17 protein-coding genes are annotated in these 15,762 nt (G+C 67.9%); 13 read left to right on the top strand and 4 right to left on the bottom strand.

Annotation, left to right across the window (positions count from 1 at the left end):
• Window positions 1–154: 154 nt before the first annotated feature.
• The 8 genes from KF889_19630 to KF889_19595 all read left to right on the top strand — a co-directional run bounded on the left by KF889_19630 (window position 155) and on the right by KF889_19595 (window position 6,515).
• Entirely contained in the window at window positions 155–688 is a 534-nt protein-coding gene (locus tag KF889_19630; GenBank protein MBX3501658.1) for a 2,4'-dihydroxyacetophenone dioxygenase family protein, read from the top strand.
• Between the two features lie 45 nt (window positions 689–733).
• A complete protein-coding gene (locus KF889_19625; GenBank protein ID MBX3501657.1) occupies window positions 734–1,840 on the top strand; it encodes a Ppx/GppA family phosphatase in 1,107 nt (368 codons plus the stop codon).
• 2 nt (window positions 1,841–1,842) lie between these two features.
• Window positions 1,843–2,556 carry an RlmE family RNA methyltransferase gene (locus tag KF889_19620; protein MBX3501656.1) on the top strand — a complete coding sequence of 238 codons (714 nt, stop codon included), beginning with the start codon at window positions 1,843–1,845 and terminating at the stop codon, window positions 2,554–2,556.
• A 183-nt stretch (window positions 2,557–2,739) separates the two neighbouring features.
• Entirely contained in the window at window positions 2,740–3,249 is a 510-nt protein-coding gene (locus KF889_19615) for a DUF1993 domain-containing protein (protein MBX3501655.1), read from the top strand.
• 101 nt (window positions 3,250–3,350) lie between these two features.
• The gene (locus tag KF889_19610) at window positions 3,351–3,629 is read left to right on the top strand and encodes a DUF4242 domain-containing protein (protein MBX3501654.1); all 279 of its coding nucleotides are present in this window, start codon (window positions 3,351–3,353) and stop codon (window positions 3,627–3,629) included.
• A 241-nt stretch (window positions 3,630–3,870) separates the two neighbouring features.
• A complete protein-coding gene (gene guaB / locus KF889_19605) occupies window positions 3,871–5,331 on the top strand; it encodes an IMP dehydrogenase (protein MBX3501653.1) in 1,461 nt (486 codons plus the stop codon).
• 28 nt (window positions 5,332–5,359) lie between these two features.
• A complete protein-coding gene (locus tag KF889_19600) occupies window positions 5,360–5,893 on the top strand; it encodes a hypothetical protein (protein ID MBX3501652.1) in 534 nt (177 codons plus the stop codon).
• Window positions 5,894–5,906: 13 nt separating this feature from the next.
• Window positions 5,907–6,515: a hypothetical protein gene (locus KF889_19595; protein MBX3501651.1), complete on the top strand. Its 609-nt coding sequence runs from the start codon at window positions 5,907–5,909 to the stop codon at window positions 6,513–6,515.
• On the opposite strand, the gene KF889_19590 is transcribed toward KF889_19595, so the two are convergent.
• The 4 genes from KF889_19590 to KF889_19575 all read right to left on the bottom strand — a co-directional run bounded on the left by KF889_19590 (window position 6,505) and on the right by KF889_19575 (window position 10,222).
• Window positions 6,505–7,203 (bottom strand): hypothetical protein, encoded by a 699-nt coding sequence (locus KF889_19590; protein ID MBX3501650.1) that lies wholly within the window; start codon window positions 7,201–7,203, stop codon window positions 6,505–6,507. The genes KF889_19595 and KF889_19590 overlap by 11 nt on opposite strands.
• Before the next feature lie 2 nt (window positions 7,204–7,205).
• A complete protein-coding gene (locus KF889_19585) occupies window positions 7,206–7,967 on the bottom strand; it encodes a hypothetical protein (GenBank protein MBX3501649.1) in 762 nt (253 codons plus the stop codon).
• Between the two features lie 105 nt (window positions 7,968–8,072).
• Window positions 8,073–9,146, bottom strand: coding sequence for a hypothetical protein (locus KF889_19580; GenBank protein MBX3501648.1), 1,074 nt, complete (start codon window positions 9,144–9,146; stop codon window positions 8,073–8,075).
• Entirely contained in the window at window positions 9,146–10,222 is a 1,077-nt protein-coding gene (locus KF889_19575) for an SGNH/GDSL hydrolase family protein (GenBank protein MBX3501647.1), read from the bottom strand. The genes KF889_19580 and KF889_19575 overlap by 1 nt, the downstream gene beginning before the upstream one ends.
• Before the next feature lie 196 nt (window positions 10,223–10,418).
• Here KF889_19575 and KF889_19570 point away from each other — a divergent pair, with 196 nt between their 5' ends.
• From KF889_19570 to KF889_19550, 5 genes are all read left to right on the top strand, one after another.
• Window positions 10,419–11,744 (top strand): RsmB/NOP family class I SAM-dependent RNA methyltransferase, encoded by a 1,326-nt coding sequence (locus KF889_19570; GenBank protein ID MBX3501646.1) that lies wholly within the window; start codon window positions 10,419–10,421, stop codon window positions 11,742–11,744.
• Window positions 11,741–12,301, top strand: coding sequence for a GNAT family N-acetyltransferase (locus tag KF889_19565; protein MBX3501645.1), 561 nt, complete (start codon window positions 11,741–11,743; stop codon window positions 12,299–12,301). Before KF889_19570 ends, KF889_19565 begins: the two co-directional genes overlap by 4 nt.
• 317 nt (window positions 12,302–12,618) lie before the next feature.
• A complete protein-coding gene (gene guaA / locus KF889_19560) occupies window positions 12,619–14,169 on the top strand; it encodes a glutamine-hydrolyzing GMP synthase (protein ID MBX3501644.1) in 1,551 nt (516 codons plus the stop codon).
• 36 nt (window positions 14,170–14,205) lie between these two features.
• Entirely contained in the window at window positions 14,206–14,835 is a 630-nt protein-coding gene (locus KF889_19555; GenBank protein MBX3501643.1) for a hypothetical protein, read from the top strand.
• Window positions 14,835–15,701 (top strand): hypothetical protein, encoded by an 867-nt coding sequence (locus KF889_19550; protein ID MBX3501642.1) that lies wholly within the window; start codon window positions 14,835–14,837, stop codon window positions 15,699–15,701. Before KF889_19555 ends, KF889_19550 begins: the two co-directional genes overlap by 1 nt.
• Window positions 15,702–15,762: the final 61 nt, after the last annotated feature.

The following is a 15,762-nucleotide window of genomic DNA, read 5'->3' as shown; positions in this document are numbered from 1 at the left end:
CTGCGGGGGAAGGTGCCCGAAGGGCGGATGGGGTGCGCGGTATCGCGGTCAGTCACGATGGATGGAGGTGTTGCACCAACCACCCCCATCCGGCGCTTCGCGCCACCTTCCCCCGCCAGCGGGGGAAGGTATGAACTTGGAGGAGGAAACCACCATGCCCGAAGCCGCGACGTCAGAGTTCTGGAAGGACATCAAGCCAATCGCCAGGGTCTTCCAGCCCGACGCGCTCAAGGAGGTCTACCTCCAGGGCGCGCCGACCGACGACGAGCGCTACTACGTGCCGTTCACCGACACAGTCTCGTCGCGGCCGCTGTGGATCTCGCCGTCGCAGAACAAATGGTGCGACATCCTGATGGCCAAGAGCGCCGGGCTGGTGAACCGGCACTACCACCCGCACGAGGTCTTCGCCTACACGATCTCCGGCAAATGGGGCTATCTCGAGCACGACTGGACGGCCACGGCCGGCGACTTCGTCTACGAGACGCCGGGCGAGAGCCACACCCTGGTGGCCTACGACAGCGAGCAGCCGATGAAGGTATTCTTCATCGTCACCGGCCCGCTGATCTGGCTCGACGAGCAGGGCGAGCCGGCCGGCCATTTCGACGTCCACCAGTACATCGCGCTCTGCCGGGCGCACTACGACAAGGTCGGCCTCGGCGCGGCCTGTGTCGACCGCCTGTTCCGTTGACGCAGGGCAGGATTTTCCTCGCCGCCTGAACGCCTTGGCGGTACCATGATCGACTGGCATGGGGCGCCGAGGGACAAGGTGGCGGTGACGGCAGTCGAGCACATAGGCGGGTGGCGGCGGGGCCGCTTCGCCCATACCTATGCGGCCATCGATCTGGGCACGAACAATTGCCGCCTGCTGGTCGCCCGCGCGTCGGCCACCGGTTTCGACGTCATCGACGCCTTTTCGCGCCCGGTGCGGCTGGGCGAAGGCATCGGCGATTGCGAGCGTCTGTGCGAGCAGGCGATCGACCGGACGCTGGATGCCCTGGAGGTCTGCGCCGCGAAAATCCGGCGCGCCGGCGTCACGCGTTCGCGCCACATCGCCACCGAAGCCTGTCGCCGCGCCGCCAATGGCGCGGATTTTCTGTCGGCGGTGCGCCAGCGGGTCGGGCTGGACCTGGAGATCATCAGCCCGGCCGAGGAGGCGCGGCTGGCGCTGGCCAGCTGCCAGTCGTTGATCGATCCGGCCCGCCCCTATGCCCTGCTGGTCGATATCGGCGGCGGTTCCACCGAAGTTGTCTGGGTAATGGTTCGGGCGCGGCCCGACCTGCCCTGCGGCCTGGAGCTCGGCATCGTCGACATGATCTCGATCCCCTGGGGCGTGGTGACACTGACCGAGGGCGTGCTCTGCGGCCAGCCCAGGGAACGGCCGCTGGACAACGGCGTCTATGACGGCATGGTCGAGCTGATCCAGAACGCGCTGAAGCCGTTCTGCGCCGCCAACGGCGTGCACAAGCGCGCGCATTCGGGCGAGGTACAGATGATCGGCGCCTCCGGCACGGTCACCACCATGGCCGCCCACCATCTCGGCCTGCGCCGCTACAGCCGCGCGGCGGTCGACGGCTCCTCGCTGGCGCGCGACACGGTGCTGCGCATCGGCGCGGAGCTGTCGCGCATGTCGGTGCGCGAGCTGACCCAGGTGCCGTGCATCGGCAGCGATCGCGCCGATCTGGCGCTGGCCGGCGGCGCGATCTTCGAGGCGGTGTGCCGGATGTGGCCGGTGAGCAGCATCCGTGTCGCCGATCGCGGCCTGCGCGAGGGCGTGCTGGTCGACCTGATGCGCGAGGCCGACCGCGAATCCGATCCGCTCTGCGCACGCGACGACTGCTGAGCATGGCGAGCAGAAAGCAGGGCGGCAAGGGAGGCACCCGCTTCACCGGCCGCGGCCAGACCGTGCGCGTCAAGACGGCGCGCGGCCGCAAGATCGGCTCGACCCTGTGGCTCGAGCGCCAGCTCAACGATCCCTACGTGCAGGAGGCCAAGCGCCAGGGCTATCGCTCGCGCGCTGCCTTCAAGCTGCGCGAGATCGACGACGAGCTGCGCTTCCTCAAGCCCGGCGCGCGCGTCGTCGATCTCGGCTGCGCGCCCGGCGGCTGGACCCAGGTCGCGGTCGAGCGGGTGAAGCCGGAGAAGGGCGGGCAGGTGGTCGGCATCGACATCACCGCCATCGATCCGATTCCCGGCGCCGAGATCCTGCACCACGACTTCATGGCCGACGACGCGCCTGACCTGTTGCGCGCCAGGCTTGGCGGCCCGGCCGACGCGGTGCTGAGCGACATGGCTGCCGCCGCCACCGGCCATCCGCAGACCGACCACGCACGCATCATGGCGCTGGCCGAGGCGGCGCACGAATTCGCGCGCGAGGTGCTGCGTCCGGGCGGCGTCTATGTCGCCAAGGTGCTGCGCGGCGGCACCGAGCGCGCGCTGCTCGAGCAGCTCAAGCGCGACTTCGAGAAGGTCAAGCACATCAAGCCGCCGGCCAGCCGCGCCGATTCGGCCGAGATGTACGTCGTCGCCACCGGCTTTCGCGGTGGCGGGCAGAGATAGGACTTCCTTCTCCCCGCGGAGGCGGGGAGAAGGTGCCGAGCGCCAGCGAGGTGGATGAGGGGTTTCCTCGCGCGACAACAGCGTCTGTTGTCGTCGAGGTACCGTGAAGCCCCTCATCCGCCCTTCGGGCACCTTCTCCCCGCCTTCGCGGGGAGAAGGAATGAGAGGAGGAGAGAGATCGTCATGACCATCGGCATGTATTCGGCCTCGGTGCCGGTCTTCCAGCGCCAGCTGCGCGCGCTGGGCAATGTGCTCGACAAGGGCACGGCCTTCGCCACCTCGAAGAAGATGAAGGACGATGTCGTGCTGCAGCTCAGGCTCTATCCCGACATGCTGCCCTTCGTGAGCCAGATCCGCATCGCTTCCGATTTCGCCAAGAACACGCCGGCGCTGCTCGCCGGCATCGAGCCGCCCAAGTTCGAGGACAACGAGGCGACCCTGGCGGAGTGCAGGGCGCGCATCGACAGGACGCTGGCCTATCTCGGCGATTTCCGGCGCGAGCAGATCGACGGCAGCGACGGCCGCGACATCACGCGGACCATCGCCGGCAACCCGATGACCTTCAAGGGCGAGGTCTATCTGCTGCACTTCGCCCTGCCGAACTTCTATTTCCACGTCACCACGGCCTACGCGATCCTGCGCGGCATCGGCGTCGAGGTCGGCAAGCGCGACTTCATCGGCGGCCTGCAGTAGCGGCGGCGGAGGCGGGGTTGCTGCTGGCGATGAAAAGGCCCAGGGTTCCGGCGCGGCCACGGCGCCGCACCGGAGCCGTTGCGAGGGAGGCGGACATGTCCTTGCGCAAGTTCATCATCGAGCGGGATATACCCAAGGTCGGTACCTTCGAGCGCGAGCAGCTGCGCGGCGCCGCCGCGAAATCCAACGAGGTCCTGCGCGACCTCGGTCCGGACATCCAGTGGCTCGAGAGCTACGTCGCCAACGACAAGACGTTCTGCGTCTATCTTGCCAAGGACGAGGGCATCATCCGCAAGCACGCCGAGATCAGTGGTTTCCCGGCCAGCAAGATCACCGAGGTGCGCAAGATGATCGATCCGACCACCGAGCGCCCCGACTGACTGTAGCTGCCCGTCGCCGCCCGATCTGACCTGGACGCTGATGGCGGCATCGCCAGCATATATGGTTCATTGCGCCGGAACCTGACCGGACGCAACGAATCGCCGACCCCTTGCAAAACAAGCGGGACACAATATCTGGTGAACTCCTTGGCTTCCGGGCCGCGATGTGTATGATGGCGCGCCATCCCAAGGGATACGCGGGTGGCGAGGGCGCCACCCATTGCTGGACGAGGTGGCGGCCATGGACATTCAGGAAGCATTGACGTTCGACGACGTCCTCCTGAAGCCAGCCGCCTCGGCGGTGCTTCCCAATCAGACGCAGACCAGGACACGGCTCACGCGCACGGTCGAACTCGGCATCCCGCTGATCTCGGCGGCGATGGACACGGTCACCGAGGCCGATATGGCGATCGCCATGGCGCAGGTCGGCGGCCTGGGCGTGGTGCACAAGAACCTCGATATCGAGGCGCAGGCCAACCAGGTGCGCAAGGTCAAGAAGTTCGAAAGCGGCATGGTGGTCAACCCGCTCACCATCGAGCCCGACGCCACCTTGGCCGACGCACTGAAGCTGATGTCCTCGCACAACATCTCCGGCGTGCCGGTGGTCGAGAGGGACGGCAAGCTGGTGGGCATCCTCACCAACCGCGACGTGCGCTTCGCCACCGACGAGAGCGCGCGGGTCAGCACGCTGATGACCAGGGACCGCCTGGTCACGGTGCAGGAGGGCGTCAGCCGCGACGAGGCCAAGCGGCTGTTGCACCAGCGGCGCATCGAGAAGCTGCTGGTGGTCGACGGCGACTACCGCTGCGTTGGCCTGATCACGGTCAAGGACATCGAGAAGGCCAACCGCCATCCCCATGCCTGCAAGGACGAGAAGGGCCGACTGCGCGTCGCCGCCGCCACCGGCGTGGGCGACGACGGCTACCGCCGCGCCGAGGCGCTGCTCGACGCCGATGTCGACATCATCGTCGTCGACACAGCGCACGGCCATTCGAAGGGCGTGCTGGAAGCGGTCACGCGCATCAAGAAGCTCAGCAACTACGCCCAGGTGATCGCCGGCAACGTAGCCACCGCTGAAGGCACGCGCGCGCTGATCGACGCCGGCGCCGACGCGGTGAAGATCGGCATCGGCCCGGGCTCGATCTGCACCACCCGCATCGTCGCCGGCGTCGGCGTGCCGCAGCTCACCGCGATCATTGAATCGGCCGAGGTCTGCCACGCCGCGGGCGTGCCGGCGATCGCCGATGGCGGCATCAAGTATTCAGGCGATCTCGCCAAGGCGATCGCCGCCGGTGCCGACGTCGCCATGATCGGCTCGCTGCTCGCCGGCACCGACGAGAGCCCGGGCGAGGTCTTCCTCTATCAGGGCCGCTCGTACAAATCCTATCGCGGCATGGGCTCGCTCGGCGCCATGGCGCGCGGCTCGGCCGACCGCTACTTCCAGCAGGAGGTCGCCGACACGCTGAAGCTGGTGCCCGAGGGCATCGAGGGCCGCGTCGGCTACAAGGGCCCGGTGGGCAACGTGATCCACCAGTTGGTCGGCGGCCTGAAGGCGGCGATGGGCTACACCGGCAACGCCTCGATCGCCGAGATGCAGAGCAACACCCGGTTCCTCAAGATCACCGGCTCGGGCCTGCGCGAGAGCCACGTGCACGACGTCGACATCATGCGCGAGGCGCCGAACTACCGGCAGAACATGTAGCCGACGCCGTCCCGTCGCCGTGCCGAGGATGTTGGTCTGGTTGGGGATCGGCGCGGCCGCGGCCCTGACGATCGCCGGCCTGTGGTGGCTGCTCGGCGGATCCGACGACGTGATGGCGCGGCGCGATCTGCCGGGCTTCGGTCACGTCGACGTGCCCAAGCGCCTCGAAGCGCGCGCGCCCGAAGCTGCGTCGGGCTTCACCGTCTTCCGCTTCGACCGCATCGCCGGCGGGTTTGCGTTCATGGGCAGCATCACGCCCGTGCGCGAGCGCCTCGTGATCGTGGCCTGGGATCGGCACGTCGGTGAGCGGACGGCAGCGATCGCGGCGGCGCGCCGGCTCGTCGCCGAACGCGTCGAGAAGCTGCGCTGGCGCACCGACGGCGACATCGAGCGCGGCGAAGGAACCTATGTCGTCAACACGCGCGAGCGCGACTCGCGGCTGACGGTGCTGGTCGTCGAGGACCGGGCGATCGTCGTGGCCCACCGGGTATGGGTCGAGGATTCCGGGCCGACCGCTTCGATCGATCTCGTGCGCCGGGTGGTCGCGTCGGTCCACCGATGAACCGCCAATAGCGATGGCCATCCAGGTCGATCATCTCGCCGTCGGTCGGTGGATCCGCCTGCTGCGGCCGGTGTCGGATGCCGAGGGTCTCACCTTCGCGGCGGGCGCTACGTGGCGCATCGACGCCATCGCCGCGGACACATCGACGCTGATCGTCACACTGAGACTATACGCCGTCGGAAGCGACGCGACGATGCGCCTGGACCTGCGCGCGCCCGATGGGCCGCGGCTTGGCCGGATGCGCGAGTGGTTCGAGGTCGTCGACCCGCCGTGCGTCGTCCCGTCCGGACCCGAGCCCTCGCGCGAACCCGAAGGCCTGTCGACTCTGGCGCGGGAGCTGCGCCTGGGCGACATCGGCGCGGCCGATGCCAGGGTGCGGGAGCTCGCGATGCGTCCGCGATACGCGGGAGAGAATCTCCAGGCGCTCGCCGAGCGTCTCGAGGCGGTCGCCCGTGAGCTGTCGGCCGTCGATCTCGATCGCGCAGCATGGATCTACGAGCAGGCCATCGACTGCTGGCATGGCTGGGGGGCGATGGCGACCAGCGGCGGCGATGGTGCCGCGCGCGCACCGCGCATCGAGGCGGCGCAGGCGCGGCAGGCCGCGTTCCTGGCTAGAGCTTGAGGCCCATCTCCCGCTGCAGCGGCTTGACCGAGGGATACTCGGTCAGCGATGTGGCCGGCGGCTTGTACGCTCCCGTGAGCCGTCCCGAGGAATCGAGCGACAGCGAGACATCGAACCTGGCGATGCGATGGGTCGCGTGCGAGCCGAACAGGCGGGAGCCCGGGCCGGAATTGCGCCCGCCGGTGGTGCGGCCGTCGACGAGAATCGCGCTGGTGCGCGAGCGGTAGCAGTAGACGAACACTTCCAGGTTCGGGAAGTTGTCGCCGAACACCTCGCCGCTGATCTCCATGCGCCCCGGGCGGGAGAAGTCTACCTCGACGCTGACGATGGTGTCGATCTCGGGCGCACCCGGCACCAGCGGATTGCCGCCTTCGGTGCCGGCGCTGAACGCGATGGTCCCGGAGGTCTTGGATGCGCCCTTGCGGAAGGTCGTCTTGACGGCCGCCATGCCGTGGATCGGGCCGCCGAGCTTGGGGAACAGGATCGTGCCGCTGCTGCCGCCATAGGCGCGCACGGCCTCGGTCCGGCTGAACAGCACGCAGCCATAGGTGCGCGACGTGTCGCTGATCGAGCCCGAGGCCTGGGTGCGCGTGTCGCCCTCGAACTCGCCGATACCGATGCTGCCGAAGGTGGCGAAGGGCGCGTAGCGCCGGAACCACAGGCCGTAGGGGATCTGGTCGTCGGCCATGGTCAGCTCCCGTGGAACGGCGAGGCCGCGACGTAGCCGTAGAAATTGCTGACGATCTTGCCCGTGTCGAAACCGACCATGTTCTTGGTCTTGCCCCAGGTCCACAGCTTCAGGCCGATCTTGTCGCCCTTGACGCCGTCGCCGCCGGTCAGCACCACCCAGTGATTGGCGGTGGAGAACGTGCCACCGGCCTGGGTCGGGCGGTTGACCATGCCGTCGTTGATGAACATGCAGACCCGGCGCCGCTGCCCGGCCAGTCCCAGCGCCGTCTTCATCGTGTCGGTGCTCTTGGTGAAGAAGACGTTGGTCTCGTTGGCGACCCCCTTGTAGCCGGCCTTCTCGAACCAGCTGGCGAGCGTGCCGGGCATGGTGATGCCGCCGACCGTGTTGGACGAGCTCTGGTAGTCGAAGAACGTGTTCTCCGAGTCGCGCAGGCTGGCGAGCGCCACCCAGTCGACCGGCTTGATGCCGGTCGGCCTGGCGTTGAGGCAGTCGCGCGAGGGCTTGACCTCCAGGCCGTGGATCCGCGCTCTGCCCGTGAGGTACATCTGCGTGACGTAGGTCACCCAGGTCTCCGGGTGATCCTTGATCAGGCAGTAGAGGAAGCTGGCGGGGCCGCACAGGCTCGCGTCGCCCTGATCGATCATGTCGGGGTTGGCGAGCCGGTTGCGGATGCCGAGCAGGACCTGGCCGCGGTTGAGCCAGGGGAATGCGCCGTTGCCGCTGCCGGCGGCGAAGGACGCGAGGGTCGACTCGATGGACATGATCTCCTCCCGTGGGCGCTTGTTCGATGGGTCGGAGGATGCCAGCGCTCGATGCCTTGGGCGTGTCGTGCCGCCCGCTGAATTGTGTCGTGTGTGTCTTCAGGCCTAGGGATGCGCCTTGAGCCAGTCGAGGATCAGGTCGGCGGTGAGGCGGTTGCCGGCGGGGTTCATGTGGATGCCGGTGTAGGAGCCGGCGATGCCGCGCGCGCGCACCGCGGCGGCGACGGCATTGTACGTGTCGATGGTGTCGATGCCGCGGGCGCGGGCGCAGGCGGCGATGGCCTGCACCACTGCGACCTCGTTGCGGCGGAAATGCTCGGCCTCCCAGGCCTGCGGCGAGTACTGCGCGACCAGCGCGACCTTGACCCGGTGCCGATCGCGCAGCGCGGCGAGGCGGTCCATCAGCAGGCAGGCGACCTTGCCGCCGTAGTCGTGCGCCGGCTCGACATGGCTGGGCTGGCCGCGCCGCCAATACGCCACGTGGCCCAGACGGCGCATGGCCACGTCCATCAGGTAGGAATAGCCCAGCACGCGGCGCAGCGGATCGAGGCGGGGATCGAGCACGGGTTCGGCCAGCGGCACGTTGCGCAGCACGAGCCGGCCGTCCTCGATCTCGAAATACGGCTTCTGCAGGCCCCACAGGATGCGCATGCGCGCGCGCTCGACGTCGTCGGCGATCAGGCCGACGAGCAGCACGTCGGGCCGGTACTTGCCGATCAGCGTCTCGGCGCGCAGCACCGCCTGGTCGATGCCGTAGCCCGGCACGCCGCCGGTCAGCACCCGCCGGTCGAGCGCCTCCTCCAGGTAGGCCGCCCAGCTCTCGTCGTCCGCGACCTCCGCGCCCATGGCGTAGGAATCGCCGACGACCAGGATCGGCGGCTGCATCGTCGAGGGCGGCCGGCCCTGGTGGTGCAGGCGCAGGCCGTCGGCGCCGAAGGTCATGTGCACGCTGTAGCCGTGGTCGGTGCCGGCGTAGCCGTCGCGCGGGATGTAGCCGAGCAGCGGATCGGGCCGCATGGTGCGCCAGCGGCCGTACCATTGTTCCTGGTCGGCGACGTAGTTGCGGAACTCCCACAGCCTGTCGCCGCCGCTCAGCAGGCGCACGCCGATCTCGCAGCCGACCAGACCGACGACGATGCTGGCCAGCAGGACGGCGGCGTTGACCAATGCGGCGCGCATCAGCGCACCCTCGCCAGGTGGCGGGCGATCAGCCTCGCCGTCAGCGCGTTGCCGGCATCGTTCATGTGCCAGTTGATGTACCACGGGGCGACGCCGTCCTTCGCCACCGCGCGCTGCACCGCATCGAAGGTGTCCAGCACCTCCAGCTTCGCCGCCTGCGCGCAGGCCGCGACATGGGCCACCAGCCGGCGCTGCTCGCGCCGGTCGGCCTCGTTGCGCCAGGCGCCGGGCGTGTATTGCGCGACCAGGACGGTGCGGGTCGGCAGGACGGCGAGACGCTGCATCAGCAGGCAGGCGACCCGCTCGCCGTCGCGATGGGCGCGGTGCTCCAGGGTGATGCCGGCGTACCAGTAGTCGAGCATGTCCAGGCGCCGCATCAGCAGGTCGACCAGGAAGGAATGGCCCAGCACGCGCCGCGCGAGATCCAGCCGCGCCGGCTCGGGCGGCGGCACCGGCACGTTGCGCAGGGCGAGCGCGCCGTCCTCGACCACGAAGTAGGGCTTGGCGGCGCCCGAGCGCCGCGTCAGCTCGGCGCGGCCGATATCGTCGGCGATGAAGCCGACCAGCAGCACGTCGGGCCTGAGCTTCGCCACCAGGGCCTCGGCGCGCAGCACGATCTGGTCGATGCCGTAGCCTCCCATGCCGCCGTTGATCACGCGGCGGCCGGCGAGGCGTTCCAGGTGCGCCGGCCAGGAGGCGTTGTCCTCGACCTCGCCGCCCTCGGTGTAGGAATCGCCGACCGCGAGGATGGTGCTCCCGGCGGGGGGCCTCGGGCGGTCGTAATTGTGCTGCCGCAGGCTGTCGGCGTCGGCGGTGTACATCACCGCCTCCTGGTGGTCGGTGCCCCTGTAGTTGGCGCGCGGCACCCAGCCCAGCCTGGCGTCGTGCTGGCTCGGCACGCCCGAGCCCAGGGCGGTGCGGTAGGCCGTGATGTAGTTGGGATAGCGCCACAGCGAGGCGCGCTGGGCGGCGATGCGGGCCGCCGCCTCCAGGACCACGAAGCAGACCAGCAGGCTGCCGAAGACCAGCCCGGCGCCGATCAGCGCCTCGCGGCCACGCCCGCCTTTTCGGTGCATCGATTGACTTCCGCCTCAGCGGGTGGAACTAGAGCGGCCAATCTATCATGAGCATGCCGGATCCGCCCCCTGCGACTGCATCGCACCCCGTCGTCCTGAGCGCAGCGAAGGACCCGGCGGTATCGCGGTCGGACGGATGCGCGGCGTCTCGACGCACCACCGCAGGGTCCTTCGCTGCGCTCAGGACGACACCAAGATGACCCCCGGCGCCCGTATCGGCACGGCAATCGAGGCCCTGGCCGAGATCCTCGCGAACCCCCGCAAGCCGGCCGACGCCGTGGTCGGCGAGTTCCTGCGCGGCCGGCGCTATATCGGCGGTGGCGACCGGCGCTCGATCACCGAGCGGATCTACGGCGTGCTGCGCCGCCGCGCCCAGATCGAGTGGTGGCTCGAGCGCGCCAAATCCGAGCTGCCGGTCTCGCCGCGCCTGCGCGTCTTCGTCGACGTGCTGCTGCACGACGGCTGGCGGGTGAACCAGCTCGAGCACGCCATCGACACCGGCCGCTACCGCCCGGCCTCGCTGGCGCCGGCCGAGCGCGACGTGCTGACCCGGCTGGAGGGCCACACCTACGACCACCCGGCCCAGCCGCGCGCCGTGCGCCTGAACATCCCGGGCTGGATCGAGCCCTATTTCGAGGAGGCCTTCGGGCAGCGCTTCGAGCCCGAGGTCGCCGCCCTGGCCGAGTCCGCGCCGGTCGACCTGCGCGTCAACCCGCTGAAGGCCGACCGCGCGCGGGCCAGCAAGGCGCTCAGGGCGGAGGAGGTCGAGACGCTCGACACCACGCTGTCGCCGCTGGGCCTGCGGCTGAAGAGCCGGCAGTCGGTGGTGACGACGCCGGCCTTCCGCGACGGGCTGGTCGAGGTCCAGGACGAGGGCTCGCAGCTCGTGGCCCTGCTGGTCGGCGCCGAGCCCGGCATGCAGGTCGTCGACTACTGCGCCGGCGCCGGCGGCAAGACGCTGGCCATCGCCGCCGGCATGCAGAACAAGGGCCGCATCGTCGCCTGCGACGTATCGGAGGGCCGGCTGGAGCGCTCCGCCACCCGCCTGCGCCGCGCCGGCGTGCACAACGTCGAGCGCCGGCCGATCGACGCCGAGGGCCGCAAATGGCTCAAGCGCAACGCCGGCAAGTTCGACCGCGTGCTGGTCGACGCGCCCTGCACCGGCACCGGCACCTGGCGGCGCAACCCGGACGGCCGCTGGACGCTTCAGCCGGTGGATCTGGCCGAGCTGCCGCCCAAGCAAAGCGAGATCCTCGACGCGGCGGCGAAGCTGGTGCGGCCCGAGGGACGGCTGGTCTACGCCACCTGCTCGCTGCTGGCGCAGGAGAACGAGCGGGTGATCGAGGGTTTCCTGCAGGCACATCCCGAGTTCGAGGCGCTGCCGGTCGAAGAGGTCTGGGCGCACAGCGTCGGCACCCGGTTTCCCGACGACGCGCGCGCCGGATCATCGTTGCGGCTGACGCCGGCGCGGCATGGTACGGATGGCTTCTTCGCCGCCGTGCTGAGGAGGAGGGCCGCATGACCAGCATCAGCGTCCGCCCCGCCAGGCTCGAGGACGCCGCGACCCTGGCACGCATTTATGTCGAGACCTGGCGCGATACCTATGCCGGCGTGCTGCCCGACCAGATGCTGGTCGGCATGTCCGAGATGCGCCACGCCGCGGCCTGGACGCACGAGCTGCGCGCCAGCGACCGCTTCGGCGACACCCTGGCGGCCGAGCTGCCCAATGACGGCATCGTCGGGCTCAGCACCGTCGGCGCCACGCGGCGCGGGCCGGGCGGCTTCGTCGATGGCGGCGAGGTCTATCGCCTCTACGTCTCGCCCGGCTTCCAGAACCGCGGCGTCGGCCGCGCGCTGATGCTGGCCAGCTTCGACTGGATGCTGGCGCGCCGGCTGGACGCGGCGATGGTCTGGGTGGTGGCGCAGAACCCGGCCCGCTTCTTCTACGAGCGCCTGGGCGGCATCAGGCTCGGCGAACGCACCGAGCAGATGGGCGGCACCGCGGTGCACGAGCTGGCCTATGGCTGGAACGACCTGAAGGCGGCGCGCGAACGGCTGAAATCCTCGATGTCGTCCTAGGATTTACCTTCCCCTGGAGGGGGAAGGTGGCGCGAAGCGCCGGATGGGGGATGCCTCAACACATCAGGTGTCCGTCTTCGACATCCCCCATCCGCCCTTCGGGCACCTTCCCCCTCCGGGGGAAGGCAAGACGCTCCCTACCTTCCCCCGGAGGGGGAAGGTGGCGCGCAGCGCCGGATGGGGGATGCCTCAACGCACTCGGTGTTCGGTTTCGACATCCCCCATCCGCCCCTCCAGGGGAAGGCAGGTTGAGGCTTCGCCGAGTCTTTGCTAAACGGCTGCGTCTCTGCCGCCCCTCCCGGAGACCACCCCCCAAAATGACCGATCGCATCCTGATCGTGGATTTCGGCTCCCAGGTCACCCAGTTGATCGCGCGCCGGGTCCGCGAGGCGGGCGTCTATTGCGAGATCCATCCGTTCAACGCGCTCGACGACGCCAAGCTCAGATCCTTCGACCCCAGGGCGATCATCCTCTCCGGCGGCCCCGCCTCGGTGACCGAGACGCACACGCCGCGCGCGCCGCAGGGCGTCTTCACCCAGGGCGTGCCGGTGCTCGGCATCTGCTACGGCGAGCAGGCGATGGCGGCGCAGCTGGGCGGCGCGGTCGAGAGCGGCCATCACCGCGAGTTCGGCCGCGCCACCATCGAGGTCAAGACCGACAGCGCGCTGTTCGACGGCGTCTGGGGCCCGGGCGACCACCGGCCGGTGTGGATGAGCCACGGCGATCGCGTCACCCGCCTGCCGGAGGGCTTCAAGGTGATCGCCACCTCGGAGAACGCGCCCTTCGCCGCCGTCGCCGACGAGCAGCGCAGATTCTACGGCGTGCAGTTCCACCCCGAGGTGATGCACACGCCCGACGGCGCCAAGCTGCTGCGCAACTTCGCGCGCAGGATCGCGGGATGCGCCGGCGACTGGACCATGGGCGCCTTCAAGGCGCGCGCCATCGAGGATATCCGCAAGCAGGTCGGCAAGGGCCGGGTGATCTGCGGCCTGTCGGGCGGCGTCGATTCATCGGTGGTCGCGGTGCTGCTGCACGAGGCGATCGGCGATCAGCTGCAATGCGTCTTCGTCGACCACGGCCTCTTGCGCCTGGGCGAGGCGGAGGAGGTCGTGCGCCTGTTCCGCGATCACTACAACATCCCGCTGGTGCACGCCGACGCCTCGGACCTGTTCCTCGACGCGCTGCACGACATCACCGACCCCGAGGCCAAGCGCAAGATCATCGGCAAGCTGTTCATCGACGTCTTCGAGGCCGAGTCGAAGAAGATCGGCGGTGCGGAGTTCCTCGCCCAGGGCACGCTCTACCCCGACGTGATCGAATCGGTGTCGTTCACCGGCGGGCCCTCTGTGACCATCAAGAGCCACCACAATGTCGGCGGCCTGCCCGACCGCATGAACATGAAGCTCGTGGAACCGCTGCGAGAACTCTTCAAGGACGAGGTGCGCGCGCTGGGCCGCGAGCTCGGCCTGCCCGAGGCGCTGGTCGGCCGCCACCCGTTCCCCGGCCCCGGCCTCGCCATCCGCATCCCCGGCGACATCACGCGCGAGAAGCTCGACCTCTTGCGCAAGGTCGACGCCGTCTATCTCGACGAGATCCGCAAGGCCGGCCTGTACGACGAGATCTGGCAGGCCTTCGCCGTGCTGCTGCCGGTGCGCACCGTGGGCGTGATGGGCGACGGGCGGACCTACGACCAGGCATGCGCGCTGCGCGCGGTGACGTCGACCGACGGCATGACGGCGGACTACTACCCGTTCCCGCACGAGTTCCTGGGCCGCGTGGCGACGCGCATCATCAACGAGGTCAAGGGCGTCAACCGCGTGACGTATGACATCACCAGCAAACCACCCGGCACGATCGAGTGGGAGTGATCTCGATCACGGCATCTGACGAAGGGGCTAACCTCGATGTACATCCAGTGGTTCGTCAAGGGCATCGCTGGACGAGCAGACACGGCGACCAGTACCGAAGGCATTACTCGATCTCAAGCATTCGAAATGATCCTCGATGGACAGGGAATTATCTCGAATTGGTGGCGCAATAAGCCCAAGACCAAGATTTCACCGCCCGAAGTCGAAGCTGTTCTGACGGAGTACAATCTCGATCGGCATATACATGACTACGAAAATTTTGGTCATGAAACGCCGTTCATTTCGCTCGCTTCCGGTTGCGTGGAACGGGATACGGCCCTCGCACGAAACTTTGTTTATTCTGCAGTGGATACTGCGCTCGATTTCGCCACTGACGCGTGGGGTCGTCCCGGGGCATTGTTTTACGGATGGGTGCTTGCAGGGCTGAACCCTGCTGTATCTCTGGGATCTGTGGCTGAAACTGTACGCGATCTGAATGTCTATCATCGCTGGTCACCGTTTCAGCTTGAAGGTGAAATCACTGCCAAAATTCACATCCCCGCCAATCAGATATCGAAGGTGGAGTGGTGGGACGGCGCTGTTGACTCGACTCGCGCAATTGAGACGATTGCAAATCCGGCATTCGTCAACCCTGCTCCGATCGCGAACGTGCGGGAACTGTTCTGATGGCTGGCTATGCCGAAGTGCTTGGACTTGATTCTCAACGGCTCAGGCGTCGGCTTTTGTTCTTGAACGACCGCGCTAAAGCCCATGATGCACTCCAATCCGAACTCCACATCGCATGTGCTGCAACGCTACGACGGGATGCTGGCGCAATTGCGTTACTCCTTGGTCAGACCGAGGAAGCATTGCATCTGCTTTCGGCAGCGGGTCGACAATGGGCTGACCTTGGGGTTTACTCCGGCTACTTTTTGATGAGCCTAGCCCGACGCTCTCGCGGCGCATCATGGTTCGAAAACGATACTGAGTTGGATGATATCGAGCGGTCACTGACCTCAGAGCAGGCCGCCAAGGATTTCTCACGCAAAGCTGGCCAAACTACACTGGGAGCGATGTCAAACAGTTCGCCGCGCCAATTGCTTAGCCTGTTTCAGGCGGCTGGTGGTGGAAGACGACGTTCAGGTCGGGCGTCTCGGCTAGCTTTGCCTGCGGCAAAGCGTCTTGGCCCGAGCAGTGGTACGGAAGTTGGGGTAACCGGAATGCCGCTCGCAGGCTATCTCCGACTCTACGATGCGTTCGGGACGGGTGAGGTGTCCGTTCGGGATCAGGACAGCCTCTTTGCTCTGGCAATGAGGCGCGACGAGCAAATCTCCGTCGCCCGTGCGGATCAATACCATTGGCGCTTGCTCTCTAAGCCTGCTGAAATAATCGACTTTGATCTCATCGCGCTGGGAATGACCGCGGTTGAGGCGGGGGCCAACTCAATGAACCGAATGTTCGCTTCGATCGAGAAGCTTGGAACAGAGGCTCGGCTTCCATTTGAACTTGCTGTTGACCTTGAAACGCGTCGCAACCCACGATCAAAGGGCTAGATCGCACTCGCTCGATTAAAGCTTGCGACATCACCCGCTAGCCGCCCGGACGATTGAGTGG

The sequence above is a fragment of the Alphaproteobacteria bacterium genome, from assembly GCA_019635875.1.
Lineage (GTDB): Bacteria > Pseudomonadota > Alphaproteobacteria > Reyranellales > Reyranellaceae > JAFAZJ01.
Note: the sequence above shows the minus strand (reverse complement) of the source record. Positions and strands in the feature narration are given on the sequence as shown.

What these genes read in the sequence shown, in the direction of transcription:
- KF889_19590 (MBX3501650.1), bottom strand. Translation starts at nt 7,203, where the DNA reads ATGGCCGACGACCAGATCCCCTACGGCCTGTGGTTCCGGCGCTACGCG.
- KF889_19550 (MBX3501642.1), top strand. Translation starts at nt 14,835, where the DNA reads ATGGCTGGCTATGCCGAAGTGCTTGGACTTGATTCTCAACGGCTCAGG.
- KF889_19585 (MBX3501649.1), bottom strand. Translation starts at nt 7,967, where the DNA reads ATGTCCATCGAGTCGACCCTCGCGTCCTTCGCCGCCGGCAGCGGCAAC.
- KF889_19630 (MBX3501658.1), top strand. Translation starts at nt 155, where the DNA reads ATGCCCGAAGCCGCGACGTCAGAGTTCTGGAAGGACATCAAGCCAATC.
- KF889_19565 (MBX3501645.1), top strand. Translation starts at nt 11,741, where the DNA reads ATGACCAGCATCAGCGTCCGCCCCGCCAGGCTCGAGGACGCCGCGACC.
- KF889_19575 (MBX3501647.1), bottom strand. Translation starts at nt 10,222, where the DNA reads ATGCACCGAAAAGGCGGGCGTGGCCGCGAGGCGCTGATCGGCGCCGGG.
- guaA (MBX3501644.1), top strand. Translation starts at nt 12,619, where the DNA reads ATGACCGATCGCATCCTGATCGTGGATTTCGGCTCCCAGGTCACCCAG.
- KF889_19620 (MBX3501656.1), top strand. Translation starts at nt 1,843, where the DNA reads ATGGCGAGCAGAAAGCAGGGCGGCAAGGGAGGCACCCGCTTCACCGGC.
- KF889_19625 (MBX3501657.1), top strand. Translation starts at nt 734, where the DNA reads ATGATCGACTGGCATGGGGCGCCGAGGGACAAGGTGGCGGTGACGGCA.
- KF889_19570 (MBX3501646.1), top strand. Translation starts at nt 10,419, where the DNA reads ATGACCCCCGGCGCCCGTATCGGCACGGCAATCGAGGCCCTGGCCGAG.
- KF889_19600 (MBX3501652.1), top strand. Translation starts at nt 5,360, where the DNA reads ATGTTGGTCTGGTTGGGGATCGGCGCGGCCGCGGCCCTGACGATCGCC.
- KF889_19580 (MBX3501648.1), bottom strand. Translation starts at nt 9,146, where the DNA reads ATGCGCGCCGCATTGGTCAACGCCGCCGTCCTGCTGGCCAGCATCGTC.
- KF889_19555 (MBX3501643.1), top strand. Translation starts at nt 14,206, where the DNA reads ATGTACATCCAGTGGTTCGTCAAGGGCATCGCTGGACGAGCAGACACG.
- guaB (MBX3501653.1), top strand. Translation starts at nt 3,871, where the DNA reads ATGGACATTCAGGAAGCATTGACGTTCGACGACGTCCTCCTGAAGCCA.
- KF889_19615 (MBX3501655.1), top strand. Translation starts at nt 2,740, where the DNA reads ATGACCATCGGCATGTATTCGGCCTCGGTGCCGGTCTTCCAGCGCCAG.
- KF889_19595 (MBX3501651.1), top strand. Translation starts at nt 5,907, where the DNA reads ATGGCCATCCAGGTCGATCATCTCGCCGTCGGTCGGTGGATCCGCCTG.